The 21,002-nt window shown below is 61.2% G+C and carries 20 protein-coding genes; 7 read left to right on the top strand and 13 right to left on the bottom strand.

Annotated elements, in window-relative coordinates:
* Positions 1–136: 136 nt before the first annotated feature.
* Together HZZ13_RS19420 and HZZ13_RS19425 are read right to left on the bottom strand one after the other, a co-directional pair.
* Positions 137–1,666, bottom strand: coding sequence for a calcium-binding protein (locus tag HZZ13_RS19420; RefSeq protein ID WP_197961150.1), 1,530 nt, complete (start codon positions 1,664–1,666; stop codon positions 137–139).
* 384 nt (positions 1,667–2,050) lie between these two features.
* Entirely contained in the window at positions 2,051–3,493 is a 1,443-nt protein-coding gene (locus tag HZZ13_RS19425; RefSeq protein ID WP_197961151.1) for an exopolysaccharide biosynthesis polyprenyl glycosylphosphotransferase, read from the bottom strand.
* 252 nt (positions 3,494–3,745) lie between these two features.
* Here HZZ13_RS19425 and HZZ13_RS19430 point away from each other — a divergent pair, with 252 nt between their 5' ends.
* On the top strand, positions 3,746–4,402 hold the full coding sequence (locus tag HZZ13_RS19430) for a nucleotide-binding protein (protein ID WP_197961152.1): 657 nt from the start codon (positions 3,746–3,748) through the stop codon (positions 4,400–4,402).
* Positions 4,403–4,619: 217 nt separating this feature from the next.
* Here the strand turns inward: HZZ13_RS19430 and HZZ13_RS19435 are convergent, their stop codons facing one another.
* The 9 genes from HZZ13_RS19435 to HZZ13_RS19475 all read right to left on the bottom strand — a co-directional run bounded on the left by HZZ13_RS19435 (position 4,620) and on the right by HZZ13_RS19475 (position 14,958).
* On the bottom strand, positions 4,620–4,973 hold the full coding sequence (locus HZZ13_RS19435) for a hypothetical protein (RefSeq protein ID WP_197961153.1): 354 nt from the start codon (positions 4,971–4,973) through the stop codon (positions 4,620–4,622).
* Between the two features lie 906 nt (positions 4,974–5,879).
* A complete protein-coding gene (locus HZZ13_RS19440; RefSeq protein WP_311972666.1) occupies positions 5,880–6,935 on the bottom strand; it encodes an ABC transporter substrate-binding protein in 1,056 nt (351 codons plus the stop codon).
* Between the two features lie 122 nt (positions 6,936–7,057).
* Complete coding sequence (locus HZZ13_RS19445; RefSeq protein WP_197961155.1) at positions 7,058–7,465, bottom strand: hypothetical protein; 408 nt, start codon at positions 7,463–7,465, stop codon at positions 7,058–7,060.
* The gene (locus tag HZZ13_RS19450) at positions 7,456–8,175 is read right to left on the bottom strand and encodes a hypothetical protein (protein WP_197961156.1); all 720 of its coding nucleotides are present in this window, start codon (positions 8,173–8,175) and stop codon (positions 7,456–7,458) included. The genes HZZ13_RS19445 and HZZ13_RS19450 overlap by 10 nt, the downstream gene beginning before the upstream one ends.
* Before the next feature lie 37 nt (positions 8,176–8,212).
* Positions 8,213–10,456: a polysaccharide biosynthesis tyrosine autokinase gene (locus HZZ13_RS19455; RefSeq protein WP_197961157.1), complete on the bottom strand. Its 2,244-nt coding sequence runs from the start codon at positions 10,454–10,456 to the stop codon at positions 8,213–8,215.
* Between the two features lie 294 nt (positions 10,457–10,750).
* Positions 10,751–11,323 (bottom strand): hypothetical protein, encoded by a 573-nt coding sequence (locus tag HZZ13_RS19460; protein ID WP_246504480.1) that lies wholly within the window; start codon positions 11,321–11,323, stop codon positions 10,751–10,753.
* Between the two features lie 168 nt (positions 11,324–11,491).
* Complete coding sequence (locus HZZ13_RS19465) at positions 11,492–12,982, bottom strand: O-antigen ligase family protein (protein WP_246504481.1); 1,491 nt, start codon at positions 12,980–12,982, stop codon at positions 11,492–11,494.
* 22 nt (positions 12,983–13,004) lie between these two features.
* On the bottom strand, positions 13,005–13,586 hold the full coding sequence (locus HZZ13_RS19470) for a hypothetical protein (protein WP_197961159.1): 582 nt from the start codon (positions 13,584–13,586) through the stop codon (positions 13,005–13,007).
* A 169-nt stretch (positions 13,587–13,755) separates the two neighbouring features.
* Complete coding sequence (locus tag HZZ13_RS19475) at positions 13,756–14,958, bottom strand: polysaccharide biosynthesis/export family protein (RefSeq protein ID WP_197961160.1); 1,203 nt, start codon at positions 14,956–14,958, stop codon at positions 13,756–13,758.
* Positions 14,959–15,236: 278 nt separating this feature from the next.
* Here HZZ13_RS19475 and HZZ13_RS19480 point away from each other — a divergent pair, with 278 nt between their 5' ends.
* The 3 genes from HZZ13_RS19480 to HZZ13_RS19490 all read left to right on the top strand — a co-directional run bounded on the left by HZZ13_RS19480 (position 15,237) and on the right by HZZ13_RS19490 (position 17,510).
* Positions 15,237–15,803 carry a hypothetical protein gene (locus HZZ13_RS19480; protein WP_311972669.1) on the top strand — a complete coding sequence of 189 codons (567 nt, stop codon included), beginning with the start codon at positions 15,237–15,239 and terminating at the stop codon, positions 15,801–15,803.
* 76 nt (positions 15,804–15,879) lie between these two features.
* A complete protein-coding gene (locus HZZ13_RS19485) occupies positions 15,880–16,155 on the top strand; it encodes a hypothetical protein (protein WP_197961161.1) in 276 nt (91 codons plus the stop codon).
* Positions 16,156–16,238: 83 nt separating this feature from the next.
* A complete protein-coding gene (locus HZZ13_RS19490; protein ID WP_197961162.1) occupies positions 16,239–17,510 on the top strand; it encodes an O-antigen ligase family protein in 1,272 nt (423 codons plus the stop codon).
* Positions 17,511–17,520: 10 nt separating this feature from the next.
* On the opposite strand, the gene HZZ13_RS19495 is transcribed toward HZZ13_RS19490, so the two are convergent.
* Positions 17,521–18,147, bottom strand: a complete 627-nt coding sequence (locus HZZ13_RS19495; protein ID WP_197961163.1) for a transglutaminase-like cysteine peptidase — start codon at positions 18,145–18,147, stop codon at positions 17,521–17,523.
* A gap of 193 nt (positions 18,148–18,340) precedes the next feature.
* Between HZZ13_RS19495 and HZZ13_RS19500 the strand changes: the two genes are divergently transcribed.
* Entirely contained in the window at positions 18,341–19,078 is a 738-nt protein-coding gene (locus tag HZZ13_RS19500) for a metallophosphoesterase family protein (RefSeq protein ID WP_197961164.1), read from the top strand.
* 23 nt (positions 19,079–19,101) lie between these two features.
* Entirely contained in the window at positions 19,102–19,752 is a 651-nt protein-coding gene (locus HZZ13_RS19505; protein WP_197961165.1) for a hypothetical protein, read from the top strand.
* A 1-nt stretch (position 19,753) separates the two neighbouring features.
* Here the strand turns inward: HZZ13_RS19505 and HZZ13_RS19510 are convergent, their stop codons facing one another.
* Positions 19,754–20,200, bottom strand: a complete 447-nt coding sequence (locus HZZ13_RS19510; protein ID WP_246504482.1) for a hypothetical protein — start codon at positions 20,198–20,200, stop codon at positions 19,754–19,756.
* A 208-nt stretch (positions 20,201–20,408) separates the two neighbouring features.
* Here HZZ13_RS19510 and HZZ13_RS19515 point away from each other — a divergent pair, with 208 nt between their 5' ends.
* Complete coding sequence (locus HZZ13_RS19515) at positions 20,409–20,927, top strand: hypothetical protein (protein WP_246504483.1); 519 nt, start codon at positions 20,409–20,411, stop codon at positions 20,925–20,927.
* Positions 20,928–21,002 lie beyond the last annotated feature (75 nt).

A 21,002-nucleotide genomic window follows, 5' to 3' on the forward strand; every position in this document is an offset into this window, starting at 1 on the left:
CGACGATAGAGCAGTCCGGGCAGAGTTCTGCGACCAACATACGGCGCTTGGGCTCGTAGCCTTCCAAGCAGTGCCTTGCCAAAAAAAACGCCCCCGAACCGGGGGCGCCTCTCTAGCACATGTCTCGCGACAGCGACTACGGCTTGTAGTCGGTGTCGTTGAAGATGATGTCCTGCACATTGGTGAAGGTTAGCGTGTTGCCGCCGTAGGTTACGGTGGTGACCCCTGCCGTCGTGTTGATCGTCACGTCCGTCGAATTGAGGCCGTCCATGAAGGCGACGTTGCTGCCCGCGCCGCCATCGATCGTGCTGTTGGTGATCGACGTAACCTCGAACTGATCGTTGCCCGAGCCGCCAGCGATCGAAGCCGTTCCCGAACCGGTGATGAAGAGGTTGTTGCCCGTGGACGCAGAAGCATCGATCGTATCGCTGCCAGAACCGGCCCAAATTGTGTTTGCACCGCCGCCGGTGACGGTCGCAATCGCCACCGAAGCACCGTCCAAGTTGGCCTGGTTACCCGAGCCGCTGATGTTGACGACATCAATGCCGGAGCCGCCGAACAGCGTGTCGTTGCCATTGAGCGTAAACGTATCCGTACCTGAGCTGCCACCAGCATAGATCAAGGTGGCGCCAGAGCCAGCCACCAGCGTATCGTTGCCGCTACCGCCAGCATACATGGTATCGTTGCCGCTGCCACCGGTCATCGACACATTGCCGGAGCCCGAGGCGTAGAATGTGTCGTTGCCGCCGCCGCCGGTCATCGTCGTGTTGCCACCGGCCGTCGACGTCAGCAGCTCGCTGCCCGTTCCGCCGGTGAGGGTGTCGTTGCCGGCGCCAGCGATCAGGGTGCTGTTGCCGGAACCACCAACCAGCGAGTCGTTGCCCGTACCGGCGGACTGCAGGATGTCATTGCCACCGCCCGAGATCAGGGTGTTGCTGCCCGACCCGAGCGAAACGATCAGGTCATCGCCCGTGCCGCCGACCATCGAGTCATTGCCAGCACCGCCCCACAAGGTATCGCCGCCATTGCCCGCGATCAGGGTCTGGCTGCCGCTACCGGCATAGAGCACATTGTGGCCATTCCCGGTAGCCTCGAGCGTATCGTTGCCCGAACCACCATAGAACGTGTCGTTACCGCCACCCCCGATGAAATGGTTGCTGCCGCCGTTGCCGTCATAGAACACATCATCGCCGGAGCCGCCGTAAATGGAGCTATTGCCCGTTCCGGCGATCAAGAAGTTGTTGCCGTCGCCACCGTAGATCGTGTCGTTGCCGGCACCCGCGGTGATCGTATCGTCGCCCGTCGAGCCCCACACGACATCATTACCGCTATCAAGCAGCGTGACTTTGGCAGGCCCGCCATCGCCGATCACAATGCCGACGTCCTGCGTGCCGCGGACCGCCAGAATGCCGCCGGGCTCGACCATGATCAGCGCGTCGTTGGAATCAGTCGTAATGGCTGCGGGCGAGTCGCCCTCGATCAGCACATTCGCCGTCGGATCGATCGGCGGATAGCCGTTGAGACCTTCAATGCGGATGGTATCAGTTGGCGTTGAGAAAAATCCCCTTGAAATCAGATAATTGTCAATCTCGGTCAGCGTCGTTGAATCGACATGGGGTCCAATGAGCGCGTTAAATTGAGCTTCAGTATAGTCATAAGTAGACATTTGACTGCCCCTCTAACCGAAGGTTGTGACACCCTCCGGTTCATTTCCACAAATTTGCCTTCTGGTACTCACGGACGCCCCACTTGCTCAAAAGGGAGGCGGATCACGAGCCATGCTTAACTATTGGTTTCATAGCCGGGCCAAGGCATCCGAGTCAATCGCTAGAATTGTGCACTGCAGTTCGAAAAATTTCTTTTTATATTCAAAGGCTTATTTGGTTTTGCGGCCCGGCCTTGCCGCGCGCGCGTGCAATCACGCTTAATTTGCAAGCATACTTTTAACCAGATGGTGACCCCGGAGGTTTACGGAACCTTCATTCTTTGGCATGCAGCAAACGCGCACCTCTCGGTTGAATTCCCAGGAAATACCAACAATTGGCCGCATTCAATAGGCCGAGGTCCTGAGCAGGACGACGCAGGTCTTGAGCAGGATTTTGACGTCGAGCCACAAGCTCCAATTGTCGATGTACCAGAGGTCGTGATCGACTCGCGCCTTCATCTGCGAGAGCGTGGTCTCGCCGCGAAAACCGTTGACCTGCGCCCACCCCGTCAAGCCAGGCTTGACGTGATGCCGATAGGCGTAGTTCGCGATGAGCTGTCCGTAATAATCCGTATGCGCCGCCGCATGAGGCCGCGGCCCCACCAATGACATCTCGCCACGCAGAATGTTGATCAACTGCGGCAGCTCATCGATGCTGGTCCGTCGCAGCCAACGCCCCACAGGAGTCAGGCGATCGTCATTGCGCGAGACCTGCTTCACCACCCGGCCGTCATCCATCGTGGTGAGGGTGCGAAACTTGAAGATCCTGAACGGCACTCCGCTAAAGCCGGTGCGGGCCTGCGTAAACAACACCGGACCTTTTGAGCCGAGCTTGACGAGCACCGCAGACGCCAGCATCAGTGGCGATGCCAGAACGAGCAGCACGGCCGAAACAGCGATATCCAGTGCGCGCTTTGCAAGGCGCTCTTCAAGGCTCAACGGAGCGCGCTGAATCTCGGTCGCCCAAACCCCTCCGACAGACAACTCATGCCGCCCAAGAAAACGCGACACCTTGGGATCCGGAAATAGGCGCACCGGCAGTGGCACAGCACGCAGAATTTCTGCAAAGCGGTCGATCTGATCGGGCCTGCTCCAGTCCATCAAGAGAAAGAAACTGTCGATACGACACTCCGGCCGTGCGACATCGATCAGTTCGCGGCCGAATTCGTCGATATCGTCTGACGGCGTGACAACCAGAAAATGCGCAACCTCGTAATCGTGAAAGGCGAGATCCTGCAGATAGCTGCGCGCCTCCTCAATACGCCGGTCACTGACGACCACCACCTGCCGCGGGGCGATCAGGCGCATGGCGCGAGCTTGGCGTAATTGAGCGCCGAGCAAAGCGCGCCAGCCGACCAGAGCACTCCACCCAGTCAGGAAGAACGCGACCGTCGCGCCACGGGAGAGATTGGGGCCAACCTTCAGCAGAAAGGCTAGCGTGACGAGCATGAGGAAAACCGCGACCCACGCTACCGTGACCTCGCGGCACTGAAAAGCGGGCTGCATCAGCCGCCTCACCGAATAATTGCCGCGATAGCTCAAAAATATCGAGAGATAGAAGGCGACGGCGCAGGCCAAACCGATAAAGGTCGTGAGGTCCCCGACCTCCTGCAGCATAATGCGATGATAGCCGATCGCGGAGGCCAGACTTGCGACGACGAGCAGACAAAGATCAACCAAAAATACCGCAGGACCAACCAGATAGCCGGGAATGCCAAGCCGCAGGCCTGAGACCCCGCCCCCGTACCCTGCTTCGCCAGGCGGCCGAAAATCGGTAATGTCAGCCACAAGAATGACTCAGCTCTAACCGGATTAAGGAAAAATTAAGGTCGCCTTATAGAGACAACTTTAACGTTTGGCGAGTCGTTTGCTGTGATGCGATGTCGCTCTCCGCTCCCGACTGGCCAGAAGCAAGAATGCAACACTCAGTCGGCAAAAACTCCCGCACAATTTGCTGGTACTTGAATCGGAAAATCATTCGTTAGATTGATGGGTAACGATCGGCGGAAAGAGCGCTCTGCTCGTATAGAGAAACGGCATATGCGCTCGGTGATTTCAGTCGTCCAACGGAAAGGTGGGGCGGGCAAAACGACCATTGCCATAAGCTTGGCGGGCGATTTGCATCGGCGCGGCATTTTGGTGGATGTTATCGATGCCGATCCACAGCGATCCGCCGCGGAATGGGCCGCGCCTGGACGGCTTCCCTTTCGCGTCTCCGAGGTGCCGTTGCGCTATGGTGAGGCGGCCCACTGGGCCAAGCTCATCGGCTCATCGCCGGGGAGCGTCACCATTATCGACACGCCGCCGCACGAATACGCGGTCGGCGCTGCAGTGGCGGTCGCCGACATTGTCGTTCTGCCCTGCACACCTTCAGGCCTCGACCTGAGTGCCACGGAGGAAACGATTTCGGCCATCGCCTTTGCGCGCAGCAAACGTGACGCCGACGTCCCAACCTTTCTCGTTCCCAATCGGGTCGATCCTCGAACGTTGGAAGGCCAGCAAATCGTCGAGGCGCTCGGTGAACTGGGAGAGACGGTCTGCGGCCCAATTGCTTCGCGATTAGCGTACGTCCGCGCTTTCTCGGCTGGCACACTACCCCGGGGTTACGCTATCTCGACGGAGCTTGCCGGACTGAGCGAGCCTGTGCTTGAGGCAGTCCGACAAACGATGGACGCCTCCCATCTGCCGACGACCTGATTATGGCACCAGAAAAAAATAAACAGCCTGACCGACCGCGATAATCTCACTCGTGTAACCGGCTGATAAATCAAAACACGGTTTTCGGATACTTGGAGCGACGCCATTTTCCAACGTCGATCAATTGCAAGAACGCACGCGCGGAACACCGGCACACGCGAACGGCAGCGCAAGCCTCTCGCCGCTTGATCGCGCTTGCTCGTCCGAGCGGCGCTAACTATTGGAGATATTTCGACCTGGGCGAACTCGAGCCTTGATTACCTTCGAGCTGCGCCGCCTGATCGCGGGCTCGCGCGGCTTCGGCCTGATCTCGAACTTGCTTGATGTACGGTCGTAGAAGCTTTCTCGCATCGGCAATGCCGGCGCGGGCGTCGTTGACGTCGATACCTCTTGGCAAGGGTGTCGCGGTTAGCTGCCTGTCCATCGCCTCGATCAACTTGGCGCAGTCGTCACGATGCTCTCCGGCAACCAATTCGGCGGCGAGCAGCCGAATGAGGTTCAACAATGCCAGGGTAGTCACATTGGGCAAATCACTCAATGCCGGGCCCTTTCGCTTTGCCGTCTGCCCCATCCCAAGTCGCCAGCGTAGTATGGTTCCTATTGTGGGCAGTTTGTGGTCTGTGTCGCTTTACCGACGCAGTCTCATTTTTATCTACTAAATTATATAATCGGCTTATAATCAAATTAAATTATAAACATTATTAAAGCAAGTCTGAATTATATGGCTGCGCACATCGGGCGCCCAGAAGCACTTGCAGATGATTTCCGATTTGGAATCGAGGTCCAGACTTGCCGCAGTAAAATAGGCGGGGCTGGCAGGGCCGTTGGCTTGAGACCGATAAATGCCCATCCAGACAGCTGCAAAGCAACCGCGAGTCACCGAGCGCAAGTTAGGGGCGGTGGCGCCTCAGAGGATGCGTCGGCGCGGCAGATGGATGCGCCGTCGCAGCGCACACGAGAAATGAAGCGACTCTTTAATCAGACAGCCGAATTGGGGGACGGCTTGACGCTCAGTATGCGCGGCGGAGGACAGGGCCGACAGGCGCACAAACGCGATCCCAGTACCAACCATACGGTGTCTCGACGCGGACCCGCGGACAGCGGCGCGATGGCACGTAGCGATAGGGGTAAGGCTGTGCCCAGAAGGTCACCGGTGTTGCCTGGCCTTCACCCGTCAGCAGAGCTGCGCTCGCAGGCATCTGCATAGCAGCGCTTGCGCCGCTGGCCGCACAAAACGATGCAGCCAAGCTCAGAAGACCCACCCGCGCGAACGTCTGCAACATTCGTAAAGCTCCCTTGCCCCAACCGAATTCGCCGAAGCGAACGGACCCAACGGCGACCGAGCTCCGTGACCCAACCAGCGATCCGGCTCACATCGCCTAAGCAGATTATCAACCCGTCGGGTCATTAGGCAACCGGGGCACCAGAGGAAATCGCCCCCTGAGGCGAAATAGCCCGGAACTGTGGCATGTCCGACCTAGTTCTCGCCCCTCCCGGCCCCCGATGTGGCAAGATCCGGCGAGCGACGATAGACATCCCGCAACAGCTGATAGTTGACCAATTGGGCAAGGGGCACCTGTTCCTCCCCGAGCTTGGCAAAGATCAGAATGTCACGAAGAGTTCTCCAGCGGCTTTCGTCATAGTCGGCGATCCGCCCACCTGTCGGCAGAATCAAGTCCCGCTGTTGCTGCAGCTCTAATCTGACACGGTCTGGGTCCAGCCTCTCCGGGTCGAAGCCGACAAGGATAGGCACGGTCCGGGCGTAGTCCGTATAGGCGAAATGCCAGCCTCGGATCAGACCCTGGAGCACGTCCGTGATCAGGGATGGCTGGTCATGGATGAGATCATTGCTGGCGAAATAGACCAGCCCCGGAACGTGAATCCCGTAATCCTGCGGCTTGATGACATTTAACCGGACGTCGCCGCTCGTAACGGACGAACTTGGCTGATCATCGACGGGGGCGATGATGGCTTCCACCTCGCGGGCTCGAAGCGCGTCGAAGCTGTCGCGATCGGCGACCTTGGCAATCTGACTCCGCGGCAGGCCGAGCTGCGCCATCATGGCATCAAAGATGACGTCGCCCTCGGTGGCTCGACGATAGCCGACGCGCTTGCCGATCAGATCAGCCGGCCGGCGTAATCCGGAGCTCTCCAGCGTAAAGATTGCGATCGACGTATCAAGGAAGCTTGCTGCGAACGCGGTAACTGGAACGCCGCGCCAAGCCGCCAAGAGGAACTTATGGCCGCTCGTCACGCCGATCGCATGTTGACGCGCAACTGCCGCGACAAAATCGGGATCGTTCGGATCGGCCCGCACCGTGACGTTCGGGGCGAAGTACTCTCGCTTGTGGGCGATCATTTCGCCGGCGAATCGGGTCCCGAATGGGCCATCCAGCAGCAGACTAAGTTGCGTGGCCCCTTCCATGCGTCCCTTCACCGGCAGCGGCTCCCGCGTGAGCGCCAGGATCGCCCCGCCAGCAACGGTTGCCGCGACCAGAATAAGCAGCGTGAACCGCCTGTATCCCCCGCTCACAGTTCCTCGCGATCGTGCCCGAGTCATTGGGAGATTCGTTCGGTGCGCGCTTTGCTTGTCAATTGAGGTAGGCGAAGCAATGACAAGAAATCACCTTTTGGAGAGGAATTCCCTGCGGAAAACTACTTCTGCAAAAGGACGTACTTGAAGTTCTTTATTCCGCTTATCGTTCCGAGAATGGTGTCGACTCGTTTGTACGGGGCGACATCAAGGGCGTTACACTTGTCCGAGTTCACATAGCAGACCTTGACGCTTATCGATCGCGGGCAGGTGTTCTTTACGCTGACAACGTGATCGACGAGGGTCGGGTTGATGACGTGGACTCGAGCCGCAGCTTCGACGTCCAGACAAGGTCGTCCCAGTGCGTCGCGGACCATCCGCTGGTAAGACTGTTCTGCCGGACCCTGCATCGTAAGCCGAGATGGGCTCTGGCCCGTCGTTTGCGCATGGGCGACTAATACGGGCAGAGAACCGAAATAGATGGCGGCCGCACGAATGGATCGTGAAGAGATTTTGATAATCACCGCCACAACCTCTCATCAATCTCGACGCCAGGAACCCTGACCTTCAAGCCGTCGCCAACCAGTCTTTTTGCCAGCGACTTGCGCTGAAGGTTATCCACGTGCTCCAAGCTCGCGAGGAGGCGGTCCCGATTGTGCCAACCTACCGTCTTCAAATTGATCGCCGCATCGTCAATGAAATCGCCGTCAACCATCCCGGCGAATTCCTGCGTTACCTTTGCCTGCACTGCTTCGCTTAGCTTCAGAAAGATCGCGAGCGCCAGCTTGTTGCGGCGGAGGGCAATCCAAGCTTCCCGGGGCGCCGTCGCGTAGGATTGGTCGAGATAGCTAACGTTGTTGAGATCGAAGCCGTTGCGCGTGGTCTCGACCGAATAGAGCATCAGCCAAAGAAAGGAATCAGCGGGATTTAGCGAGAGAGAAGACCTTACCTTCGCCAAGGTCAAGACCACCTCGCGATCAGCGTCCTCCGAACTTGCCCGCTCGATGGCTTCCTCGGCAACACGAAGCCGTACCAGCGCTTCCGCGCGCGCAAGCTCGTGAGACACAAGGACCGGACCGGGATTCCGCTCCATCGGCGCTAGCACCTTGCTCAGTACACCGGGTTTGAAGCGGTCATCTCGCAAAATTCGCATCGAAATGTCGTGGGCCGGCATCACTCGCCAGAACGACGGCAGCGCGGCCGACGACCAAAGCACGCCAACCGCGCCGAGCAGCAGCATCGGCACGCGCATCCACGCTTGCCGCGCGATCTGGCCGCTATTCCGTATATCCATAACGGGCGTAGTACTTCTGATAGTAATAGCGACCGTGGTACGACTCGTAGCGCGCCAGCAGCTTGGTGTCTGCCTTGTTCAAAACGACCCCAAGCAGCTTGTCCTGAATCTCCGGCGCACCGCGCAGATTGTGCTTGACGACGTCCATCTTGGTCTTCCCCCACTCGATCACGAAGACGTAGGAATCGACGAATGAAGAGGTGACACGCACGTCCACCACTGGAGCCATCGGCGGCATATCGAGCACGACGTAATCGTATTTCGAGCGGAGCAGCGCCACGAGGTCGCGCATCGGCTGGGAGGCGAGGATCTCGTTGGTGTGCAGCAGTTTCGAAGTCTTACCAGCGGGCAGCATCGATAGCTTGGTTTCGGGATCGACGATGAGCGCGTCTTCCAACTGCGCCTTCTGCGCGATGACGTCGACTAGCCCGATCTCTGCGTCCGGCACCAGCGCGCGCGACAGCGAGGGATTGCGCAAATCGGCGTCTACCAGAATGACACGGGCGCCACTATGCGCCATCAGCTGCGCGAGATTGCTTGTGAGCGTACTCTTGCCCTCACTCGGCAAAGTCGAGGTGACTGCCAGCGCCCGATTCTCCCGAACGATGGAATTGAGATCCACTGCCACTTTCAACGATCGTACCGCCTCCGCAAAACGAGAGAGCGGAGTGTTGACGACGTAGCGCAGGAGATTGGGCTGCGGGTTGTCAGATTTCTTGACGAGCTTGCCGGGAAGCATGGATGACGCTGCAGCCTCGTCCAGCGTCGGCAGAATCGCAATACAGCTGGCACCCAGCACCTCTTCCACCTGCCCCGTGGTCCTGAACACCTTGTCGGTGAGCTCGCGGGCCATAGCCGCGCCAAAGCTCAGCATCAATCCCCCGAGCAAAGCTGCACCCAGTATAACCATGCTCTTGGGGGAACTCTTGACCAGAGGTGTTGTGGCCGCGCTAATCACGCGCGCCTCTGTGATCGGGAACGACTGCTGCTGCACGCTCTCCATGTAGCGCTGCAGGAAATTGTCGTACATCGCCTGGTAAGATTGCGCCGTGCTCTCAAGCTCGCGGAGCTGAATCTGCGCCTGATTGGTGAGCTGCGATTCCGAGACCACGTTGGCGAGGCTCGCTTTGATGCTCTCCTCGCGCGTGACCGCGATGTCGTAATCGCTCTTGTAGGATTCCTGGATCCGCCGCAACTCGTCAATTATGTTCTTCTTGATCTCGGTCATCTGGCGACGAAGGTTAACTGCAGCGAGGTGATCGGAGCCATATTTTGCCGCCCAGATCGCTTCCTTTGAAGCCATATCGACATATTGCCCACGCAGTTTGACGATGGTGTCGTTCTTAAGCGCGTCTGCAACAGAGGCGTCAGGTATCTCCTGCTTGACAATGTCATTCATGCGGTCGAGCCGCGCCTTGGCTTCAGCCGTGGCGGCGCGCGCAAGTATCAGCTGGCTGTTAACTTCCGCGAGTTGCTGCTCATTCATCAGCCGGCCACCAGCGTCGACGATGTTGTTGACTTGCTTGAAATCCACCACCGCCTTTTGCGCCGTCGAGGCCTGGGTACGCAATTCCTTGATACGATCCTGGAGCCAGACGCTAGCGCGGCGCGTCGCCTGGTATTTTGCTTCAAGCTGATCGACGATATAGGCATCCGCAACCGCATTGGCGATCCGGGCGGCTTTGACAGGATCCCGCGAGGTGAAGCCAATCTCCATGACATAGGTGAGGCCCAAGCGTTTGACCGTCCGGTTGCGCTCGAAGCGCTGCAACGCTTTCCGTGTCAGCTCGAATTCGGAGGAGGCATGGCCCCCGGTGACCGTGCCAATCATCGCACCAAGAAGGCCGCCACCGCTGCCCGTGAATTCGGGATCATCGATCAGATGCAAATCCCGAATAACAGCGAGGCTGATGTTTTCGGATTTCAGGATCTCGACCTGGGTTTCCACCGTCGCGGAATCGACCGCGACATCGCCGAGCACGGATTGCTGCTGGAACAGCTGCACCTTGCGGGTGTCGATCACCATCGAGGCGGTGGAAGTGAACTGCGGCGCAGCGGTGAAGAGATAGAGCAGCGCCAGGATCACGCAGGCCGAGACGATCGCGACCATGGTCGGGAACTGGCGACGCACGATGTCAAGATAAGAGGCGAGCGCTTGCGAGTCGGGACCTTCGAATTTGATCAACTCGCGGTTGATTTCCGACTTCGGCTTGTTCACCTGCAGCATGTCGCAATTCCTGAAACCGTCCGGTCATCAACCCATTTACTGGTCTTGAGATCGGCCCCTTAGCTCAAGCCGGAGGTTGTGCGCCTCAAAAAAGAACTTACGCGAACAGAGGGAATAACATGGCGTACGTCGAACATGAAACTGAATTGCGGCTGTGCAAACGCGCCCGACAACATAGAAATCGAATGAAGCTTAATAAAGCAAAGATACGGAACGGCGCCATGACGGCGCCGCCTCACAAGATCCTTTGTCGCTCGGCAAGCCTGCGACAACGCCTTATCAACACCGGATGTTTCAGCGCGGGCTGACGCTGGTCGTCGCGGCGGTGACCGAACCGCTAAAATTCGGAGCCGTGTTGAGGGTCCCGTTGTTGCCTAATGTAGTTGAACTGGTGTTGGCGCCGCCGGTCGGCCCGCCACCACCAGTTGCACCGCCACCGCCGGTGCCGCCACCGCCAGTGGCAGCAATCGCAACATCGCCGATCGCGGCTTGATAAGCAGCGATAACATCTGCGTTGCCGGTGGCAGCGATCGCGGTCTGGATTTCGTTGGCGAACGCGGCGTCGCTCTGTGCGGCCATGCGGGCGACCTGCGCAAGCCCGGCCACAATCGCGCGCATTTGGTCTGTCGTCGTCGCAGGGTCCTTTAAGAGCGCGATCAGGCCCGGCAGCGTGGTCGGATCGGAGGCGCCGAGGTCGCGCACGCGCGAGATCAGCTGCGGGCCGCCGGTCGGATATTGCTGCAACAGGCTGTTGGGGGCGGCCTTGAACTCGGAAATGACGGTGGCCGGCAGCTGGCGCTGCGGCGGGTAAATGGCGGCGCTGGCGGCCGACGTAATCGTCGCGGCGAGGGCCGCGGCGGCAGCCATGCGAAGCGCGCTTCGGATAACGCTCATCAATCAACCTCCAAAAAATCAGCTGCCCCGATGTGCTTTCTCGCCCCGGGCAAATGGCTGTGCAGTGCAGGAACCTATCCGAAGAGAAATGGGCTGTCCATTTATTCTAAAGACTTCGTAAACGGCGCAACTGCTTCAAATCTAGACACTTTTGTGAAGCTCGGCGGTGCGCGGGGTCGGGTCTGCGGTTGTGATGCGGCCCTCGCCTCGCGGTGCGGTGGCGAGCGCATCCGCCGTGGCGCGGCCCTCCCGGCTCGAGAAGGACTGCGAAAGGCCCGCGCCGAAAAGCGCAAAGAACGGAATGCTGTAGCCGGGCACCTGCAACGTGAAGTCGAGGCACGAATGCAACAGCGAGAGCGTTGCGGTCGCCGCCGCGGCGAGCGGGATGATGACGTCGCGCCGACGGGTGAACACGCCCCGCGCCAGCACCAGCAGCATGATGGCCCAGCCGAGCGCCACCAGGAGTGCCATGGGAATGCCCACCTCGGAGGCAAGCTCCAGCGGGGTCGAATGCGCGGCATCCCAGACGCCGCGAGTCGAGATGTTGGGGCTGCGGTACGGCGGGAAGGCCCATTGAAAGGTGCCCATGCCGGTGCCGACCCAGGGACTGTCGGCGATGATCCGCAGCGTGGATTTCCAGGCCTCGACGCGGCCCTCGTCGACCAGGCCCTGGCTGTCGAAGCGGCTGGAGACGCGGCCGCCGAGCAGCTGCAACAGACCGAGCGCGACGGCGACGCCCGAGCCGAGCGAGATCCAGATGCCGGTGCGCGGCGGCAGGTCCTTGCGCAGGAACAGCGTGAACGCGACGATCATCGCGAGCAGCGACAGGCCGACGCCGGCGCGCGATCCCGTCATGAACATCGCCATCAGGCAGATCAGGAGGCACCCGAGCTGCGGCAGGATCTCTTGCGGCGGGATCGCGCGCAAATCGAGCGACAGGCGCCGCCATTCGATGTGCCGCTCCGGCAGGCGGCGGCGGACATCCTCCAGGATCAGCAGCATCCAGATCAAAGCAGCCGAGCCGAAATAGGCCGCCGCCGTGTTGCGGTTGATGAAGGTGCCGGTGACGCTGCCGAGATAAGCCGTCTTGTCCCGCCACAGGATCATGGTGGGCTCGATCAGGAACGAGGCGACGCCATAGAGCGCGTAAGCCGCGCCGGAGATTGCGATCACCCAGACGAGGCGGCGCGCACGCATCCGATCGGCGCCGACGGTGACGCCGAGCACGAGGGCGAGAATGTTGGCGAGCGGCGCACCGAGCGCGAAGAACGCCTCGTTCTTGACGATGGACGCGGACGGGGCGATCGGCACGCCGAGCAGATCCGAGGCCTGCTTCCAGATCGGCTGGAATGGCGCGAGGAAGGGATGGTCAGAAAGCTGCTCATGCAGCACGAAGGCGTAAGCGGCAATGATCACGCCGATGCCGGCGAGCAGCCAAAGGTGCGGCCTGCGCAGATCACGCGTCGGCGCGAAGATCACCGCGATGCCGAGACACAGGCACCAGAACGCAATCGACAGATTATTGGTCGAGCCGAACGGAAACGGCGCGCCGGCGGCCACGAAGAACAGGATGAAGGCCGTGGGCAAGCTCCATGACCAGCGAATCTTGGGAAGCCGAAGGCCCATCGTCATGTCTTGCGAGCCTTGCTCGCGCTTAGAGGAAGCAATCGATCGGATAGATCTTCAGATCCACGTTGAGGCGGCTGTTCCGGCTCTGCGCCCGGAACGCATAGAATAATCCAAAGCTATCACTCCCCTGATCGAGTTTTATGCCGGGAGTCAATTCGTCGGGCGGGACCAGGACGCCGATGTGCCGGTTGATGGCGGAAATCTCGATCCGCCCCTCCCCTTGCGCAAAATGCCCGCCGAGCTGGGTCACGGTGACCTTCGGCAGGCCGCGGCGCTGATGGCAGACGTCCTCCTCCCACAGCTTGGTCTGCTGCACCAGCGGCTTGCCCGGGCCGTCGGGCACGACAATGTCGGGGAAGGACGGGCGCAGCATTCCGAAGAATTTGCTCTCCTTGGAGTTCGCCGAGAGGCGAACGGTGAAGGACAGCTCGCCCCTGGCGCCCTTGAGGCGCGACAGGACGGGAGCATCCGGCTCGGCGGAAACCATCACGTCGATGCGGTGGCGGACGCCCATCTCGGCGGCAGCACCCAGCACCGGCCCGACCTGTGCGATCCCGAAGGCGAGCGGGACGAGAGCCAGAAGATTCCAAAATCTTCGAAAGCGCATGAAGCCCCTTGCAGCAGCGCGGAAACCAGTGGCGGACGTGTCCTACTCGGTGACGCCTTGATCCGAAGCTGCCCGCTGGCCCGGCGACAACACCGATTGGATTGCTAAACGAAAATGGCACCGGGACAAAGCCCCGGTGCCATCGTCCTTGGTCGGTCAAGTCGGCGTCTTACGGCGCCAGCTTGACGTTGTTGCGGAAGATCAGCGCGTCGTTGGCGAGGTTCACGGCATCCGAGCCGGTCGCCATGATCACCCGCAGGTAGTTCAGGAACTTGGCAACTTCGACGTTGCGAGAGTTCGAGACGTAGATGATGTCGCCGTTCTTCATCATGACCTTGGTGGCCAGGAAGAAGCCGCCGGGATCGCGGAAGTTCACGTTGAAGATGACCGGGATCGTCTCGGTCGTGTACTTGCTCACGTCGATGCCGAGCTGGGCGGCAACCTCGCGCGGCTCGCGGCGATAGAGATAAACGGCAGCCGGATCGGCTTGGCCATCCAGCAGGCCGCCGGCCTTGCCGACGGCTTCGCCGAGATTGATGCGCCAGGCGTCGAAGTTGAACTCGCCACTCTGGCCGCTGGCGCCGAACGCCAGGAACTTCTGCTGCTCGCGATAGACGTAGATGCTGTCGTCGGGCCGCACATAGACGTTGTTCTCGGGCGCCATCACGAGATTCTCGAACGGCACGGTCGCCCGCCGTCCGCCGCGCTCCAGCATGACCCAGGTCTCGAAGCCCTGGCCCTTGATGCCGCCGGCGCGGGTGATCGCATCGAGCACGCGATCCTTCGCACCCGCCGCGCTCGCCGGATAACGCGCCGGCGAATTGACCTCGCCGAGCACGCTGATCAGCTGGGTGCGCTGCGAGGACATCGCCACGATCGCCTGCGGCTCGATGGCGCGGTTGCCGATCTTCTCGACGATCGCGCGCTGGATCTGGACCGCCGTCAGGCCCGCGGCCTTGATCTGACCGGCATAGGGCACGGTGATGAAGCCGTCATTGTCGACCGACTGATCCGGGATGGTCACATAGTTACCCGGACGGACGCCGGCTTCCGCCGGGATGAACAGACCGCCTGCCGCGGCTTCGAAGATGGTGACGCTGACGACGTCGCCGATGCCGAACACGATGCTGGCGGGCGGTCGGCGATCGGTGAACACGCCGGCGAGCCCCTTGGGCTCATGGGTGTGCAGGATCTTCACGGTCGCCGGATTGAGCGGCACCAGCTCGTAGGCCGGTGCGTTTTCCGTCTGGATCTTGTTGTTGACGTCGTCGGTGAGCGGTCCCGACCCCGGATTGGTCGAGCAGGCTCCGAGCGCCAAAGCGATCGCCAGAAACGCCGGCTTCAACACATAGGTCTTGGCAATAGATGACATGAATCGCGCCCGAGGGTCCCCAATTGACGTAAATTGGTACGGCCTAGGGGGTGGGTGCGACAAGTGTTCCCGGTGGTTAACGGCGCAATCGGTCGGCCACTGTTGCGTGTGAGCCACTCTTTGCGGCTTAGTTTAACCCTTTGTGACCATTTGTTGTATTTCGTGTGCCCGGTCAGAGAGCAAATCGCCCCAGTCGAGGGCTCAGTGTGTCGAGCGCAAGGCTTCTTGACCTCTCCGCCCCTTTACTAACTCTGGGCTGTTAAGGATAGGAACTCGCCGTGTCTGGCCTCCTTCTGATCCCGCTGCTGGCGGGCTCCCTCCTTGGTGCCGCCGATCGCGCATGGACCATTCCCTGCCCTGGCAGCGCCAGGGCGTGGTGCCGCGGCGCGGCGGTGGTTGAGGTCGCCGGCCCCGCGTCCACGTCCGTTTGGAAATTCACCCGGACGCAAGGAGCCAAGGACGGCGAGAGCTTCGCTGCGATCATGAAGACTGCGGACACGACCCAGTCGGACCCGGACTTCGCCGGCCTGATCGTCCGCTGCGCCCCAAAGGGCAAGGTCGATGTGCTGGTGGCCTTGATCCGGCCCTTCCCGCCCCGGAGCCGCCCCAAGGTGACCATCGCGGCGAGCGCCGGCGGCACTTTGAACTTCGAAGGCAGCATGGCGGCCGCGGGAGCGGCCGTGCTGTTGCCGGACGAGGTCTCGGCCTTTGCCGCGGGCAAGTGGCAGACCACGGCCTCGCTGTCCGTGGTGGTGAGGGAAGGCGGCAGCGAGATCAAGGGACTGGTGGCGCTGAACGGCTTGCGCGAAGCCTACAATTCGCTGCTGGCAAATTGCGGCCAATAGACCAAATTTAGCCATACAACTTAAGGGTCTTTTTAGGGCAGGGAACCTAGGGTCCGAAGCACGGGGATTGTTTCGGATGACCGCCTTTTTGATTTTCAGCTTTCTGGTCGGTGCCGTGCTGGGCCAACGCTTTCGCGTCTTCGTGCTCCTGCCGGTAACGTTTGCACTGGTGCTCACCATGCTGCCGGTTAGCATGATGACCAGCCTTGGCTTGCTTGAAGGCATGAAGGCTGCGGCATTCGCCGCCATCGCCCTCCAGGGCGGTTACCTCTTCGGTTCGGGGGCGCGCTTTGCCGTTGCCGCCGCACGCGCCACCCGCATCTTCGGTCGACCGGTCAAGGCCGCCCGCTGATCGTGACGCAGGCCTCTGTTTGAAAACGCACCGCGCGCTTGTATGGTGACCTGACCGTTTCAGGATTCCTTATCGAGCGCCGTTTGTCCCTCGCTTATTTTGCCCTCATCGTCTCCGTCGTTTCCGCTTCCGCTCTCGAAATCGCCGGCGCCACGTTCGGTGCGCAGCTCGGGACGCTGGCCGCTGCGCTAAGCTTGCTGGCAGCCGCCTCGAGCACGCGAAAGGCCGACTACGAGCACTATCTCCGTGCGACCTCCTGGGGCCGCTGGATTCTGATCGCCATTCCGCTGTGCATCGCGGCCCAGCTCGTTCCGTTTCCGCTGCGCTTTGCGCATCCGATCTGGGCCAGCGCCCACGAGGTGATCGGTGGCCTGTCGCTCGGGCCGATCACTGCCGATATCGGCTTGACGGTGAATGCGCTGCTGCTGGCGCTTGCCGCGATCGCATTGCTCGGCGTCACGATCCTGGTTGTCCGCAACCGCGGCCGTGCCGAGCTCGTTCTGTTCGTGCTGAGCGGGGTCACCGCGATCTCCGCCTTGATGTTGGACCTGCATCGGCTCTCGCCGGCGCTTGTCGCAACCGTCCCCCATGAGCTCACGACGAGCCTGGCCGGGCTTGGCCTCATGCTCAATCTGGCGGTCATGCAGCTCGCTGCTGAACGTGCGGAGACGCATCATTCGCTCCTACGTTCGGTCGCGATCGGGCTTTGCGGTCTGGTCGGTGCCTTGGTCAGTGCCGTCGCGATCTTTGGGCTGTCAGGGACGAACAGCGCGATCGCAGCGGCCTTTGGCGTCGTGCTGACCCTGCTGATCCTCGTCATCCGCAGACTGGATCTGTCGCCCTTGGCCGCGAGCGCGTTGTCTGTGGCAGCCCTGGCCGGCGTGGCGATCGTGCTGACCTTCCTGTTCGAGAAGAGCTCCGGACCGATCCTCCTGCGGCTGGTCCCGGAGATGGGGGCCGAAACGAAGGCCGCCCTCGAGCGGATGTTGGCCGACACCCGCTGGTTCGGCGCCGGCGCCGGGACCTTTGCTGCGGTGGGCAGGATCTATCAGAGCGATGCCGGCGCGGTCTTGACCGCACCCTCGGGGGCCACAGCGGTATTCGCCGGGATGGGTTGGGTCGGCTTGGTCGCCATGATCGCGGTAAGCCTATTGGCCTTGCTTCGCCTGTTTTTCGGCGCGCTGCAGCGCGGACGCGACTCGTTCTTTCCCGCTTCGGCTGCGGCCTGCATCCTGTTTGCGCTGGTTCAGAGCTTTGCGGGTCCCGGATTGCTGCACCCGGCAGCAATCCTCTGTCTTGCGGTGATCGTGGGCCTCGGACTGTCGCAGAGCGTCAGCCAATCCGGATCACGATAGGGACGGGTGATCAGACCGCGCGGTCGCCGAGCGAGGCCCAGTAGTTCGGGTTCTTGGGCGACTGGATGCGGACCCAGCGATAGGGCTTCTTCGACCACGGCATGATGTGGCCGGAGAGATTGTCCAGCACGAGGTCGCCGGAGAAGGTGCGCACCACGACGACGAGATGATGCTCGCCCCAGGTGGTCACGACCTCGCTCAGCAGCACCGCGCGCGCCGGAAAGCCCTTGGCGATCAAATCGTGGCGTTTTGTCACGGCATAGTCGTTGCAGTCGCCGCTTGCCGGATGCAGCAGCCACTTTTCGCCGCGCAGCCCTTCCAGGTTGGGTTCGGGACGGATCGCGGCATTGACCCGCTGGTTGACCTCCTGCATCTGCGCCATGCGCTCGGCCGTCAGCTTCAGGCGGCCGCCCCGGAACACGATCTGCTGCGGCCGCGGCTTGCATTCGTCCTTGTACTTCAGGCAAAAGATCGTGAACGCCATCGGCGCCAGCGTCGGCTGATCGAACTTGATGTACTGGATGGCACCGCGCAGCCCCATGGGCGCCCCGACAAAGGCGGCTTCCGCGCTCCGCTGCACCCCCGCAGCAACGACGATAGCGGCGACGGCCGCCAGGAACTTCACAACTTTGCGCATGTCGCGCTCCCCGTTCTTGTTGGGGAGACGCTACGCGAGACCTCTTGAAATACGGCTCAAAGACCGCGCGATGCTTTAATCAAAATGCGGGCGCGTTGGTCAGGGACAATTAAGAATACCGATGTGTGACTTGTTCTGCTAAGAGCGGTCACGACGTTCCGCTCGTGACGCTGGATGCGATTCGACCGACCCGATGGGCCTTTCCTCACGCTTTCGCAAGAAGACCAAGCCACGGCTTCCCGACGGCGTTCGCGTCTACGCGATCGGCGACGTGCATGGCCGTGCCGACTTGCTTCAATCGTTGTTAACCGTGATCGACGCCGACCTGGCCCGCTCGGCCCCAGAGCGCGCCATTCAGGTCTTTCTCGGCGACTATGTCGATCGCGGCCCGGACTCGCGCGCCGTGCTTGATCTCCTGATCGAACGCTCGAAGTCGCACGAGACGGTTTGCCTGAAGGGCAATCACGAGGTCTTCCTGCTCGAGGTGCTGAAGGACCCCGCCCGCCTGCAGGAGTGGCGCCACTATGGCGGCCTGCTGACGCTGGTCTCCTACGGCATCACGCCGACCATGAATCCGTCCGCGGAGCAGCAGGTCGAGTTGATCGAAGGATTGAAGCGCGCGATCCCGCCCGAGCACCTCGCCTTCTTGCAGCAATTGCCCTCGTCCTTTACCTGCGGCGACTTCTTCTTCGTCCATGCCGGCGTCAAGCCCGGCATCGCGCTCGATCGCCAGAAGGATGAGGACCTGCTCTGGATCCGCGAGGAATTTCTGGCGTCCGAGGAGCGCTTCGGCAAATACATCGTTCATGGTCACACGCCGGTCAGCGCGCCCGATATCCGCCCGAACCGCATCAACATCGACACCGGCGCCTATGCGACCGGCAACTTGACGCTATTGACGATCCAAGGCGATAGTCTTCTCGCAATTTGAAAGCTTAGGCCGCAACTCCGGTGATGACGCTTCGCGCCATTGGCATCCTGACCGCGATCGCGCTGGCGCTCCACGCCGGCATGGCGTTCTATGGCGATCTGGTACGGCCGGACTTTCGCGCCCGCGACTTGTTTTTGGGCGAGATTCCGCCGGACAAGGCCAAGCTTAAGGCCGCAGGCAGCCTGACAACTTTCTCGTGGGATGGCGACCTCTTGGCAAATTATGCGGCGGCGATGGCCGCCGACGTTCTGCACCGTCCGTCGACCGAGGCAGGCGGAAGGGCCAGCGAGAACAAGACGGCCCAAGCCGCTGTCGTGGCAGCCTTGAAAATCTCGCCGATCAGGCCGGCGCTCTGGCTCACGCTCGGCACGCTACAAGCCGAGGCCGGCGAGGCGGTCACGCCCGCGGTGAAGATGTCCTACCTGACCGGTTCGGTGCCGATCGACGTTGCCTTCTCGCGCGTCCGCACCGTGACCTCGAGCGCCGCAGCGACGGACGAGGAGATCAAGCTGCTGGCGCAATCCGACATCCGGTCGGCGCTGGCCAAGCGCTCGCGTTACGAGCCGCTGCTGATCGCGGCCTATGTGCAGGCAACGCCGCAGGGCAAGTCGCTGCTGCTGGAGACGACGAAAGTGACCGATCCCAAATTCAACGAGATCTTGCGGCGATACTAGCTCAGCGGACCGGTTTCGGGTTGACCGGCACGAAATCCTGATCGCGGCGCGGCTGGTCGGATCGCCCCTGGTAGACGAACATGCCCTTCTTGGTGGCGACGATGTCGCCTCGCTGCAGGCTGTCGTCGCGAAGCAGGCGTTCGGTCGCGACGAGGTCCGGATCTTCCGGAATCGGCTTGTAGAGCTCCGGATGCTCGCGCCGCTCGCGCGCAACCTCCTTGGCACGACGCCGCGCGTCCTCGATGCGCTGCCGCCATTCGTCGCGCGAGACTTCCGGCTCGCTCGGCGGCAGATAGTCGTTGAGGGACGGCTCCGGCTCGGTCTGAGCACGGCACGAGAGCGGGCAGGCAAAGAGAGCCAATCCGACAGCGGCCGCCACAGCCGCCTGAACCGGCGCGGGCGCCAGTCTTCGGCGGTCTGACAGGGACTTGCAGCGAACGGGTCGCATTCCGATGACTCCAAAGCGGGCCGAGCGGTAGCCGCCGCAACTTCAGCTGATACGGCTGCCGATTGCAACATTTTCGGAACGCGGCGACCGCCTCATCAAAAACGAGAAAACAACCCCATGCACAGTAGCCGGCACCAACCAAATCAATGGGTTACGCATTTCCCGAAATTCAAATTTGATCCGTCGGGCAAAACAGGGATAGGATGGCATGATCTGGAGAGAGGCCGACCGATGCTCGACCGATCTACGATCAGCATCGGATGAGCGCCTCGAGGGCAATATCTCCGTTCCAAGGTCTCGTTGCGTCATCGCTGCTGGATTTCGGCATTCGCTGATGGAGTTGCCGAGAATGCGTGCACGACCGGTATTGCTGTTGAGTGTTGCCGTTGTGGCCTCCGCCGTGCCCGCCCTCACGGCTCACGCCAGTCCCATCTGCATCAAGGAGCGGACGCCGTTCGCGTTGTCGCACGACACGGTGAAATGGACGATGTCGATCGCGCCCGGAGCCGACTGCATTCAGGGACTGCGTTGGTCCTATATGCAGATCTTCAACGTGTCGGTCGTGAGCGGGCCATCACGGGGACAATTGGCGGTGGTCGGGTCCGGCTTTCGCTATTCGGCAGAACCCGAGGCGCGCGGCAGCGACAAGTTTACGCTGCTGATCTCGGGCAAGAACCGTCACGCTGCAGGGACATCGACACTGGAGGTCGAGGTCAATCCGCAATAGCCCGCTCCGGCGGGTGTTCCGCGCGACTAACGGTGACTCGACCCCCGAGTTCTATTCCCGTGATAGGGTCGTGCG

This window comes from Bradyrhizobium agreste (assembly GCF_016031625.1).
GTDB lineage: Bacteria > Pseudomonadota > Alphaproteobacteria > Rhizobiales > Xanthobacteraceae > Bradyrhizobium > Bradyrhizobium agreste.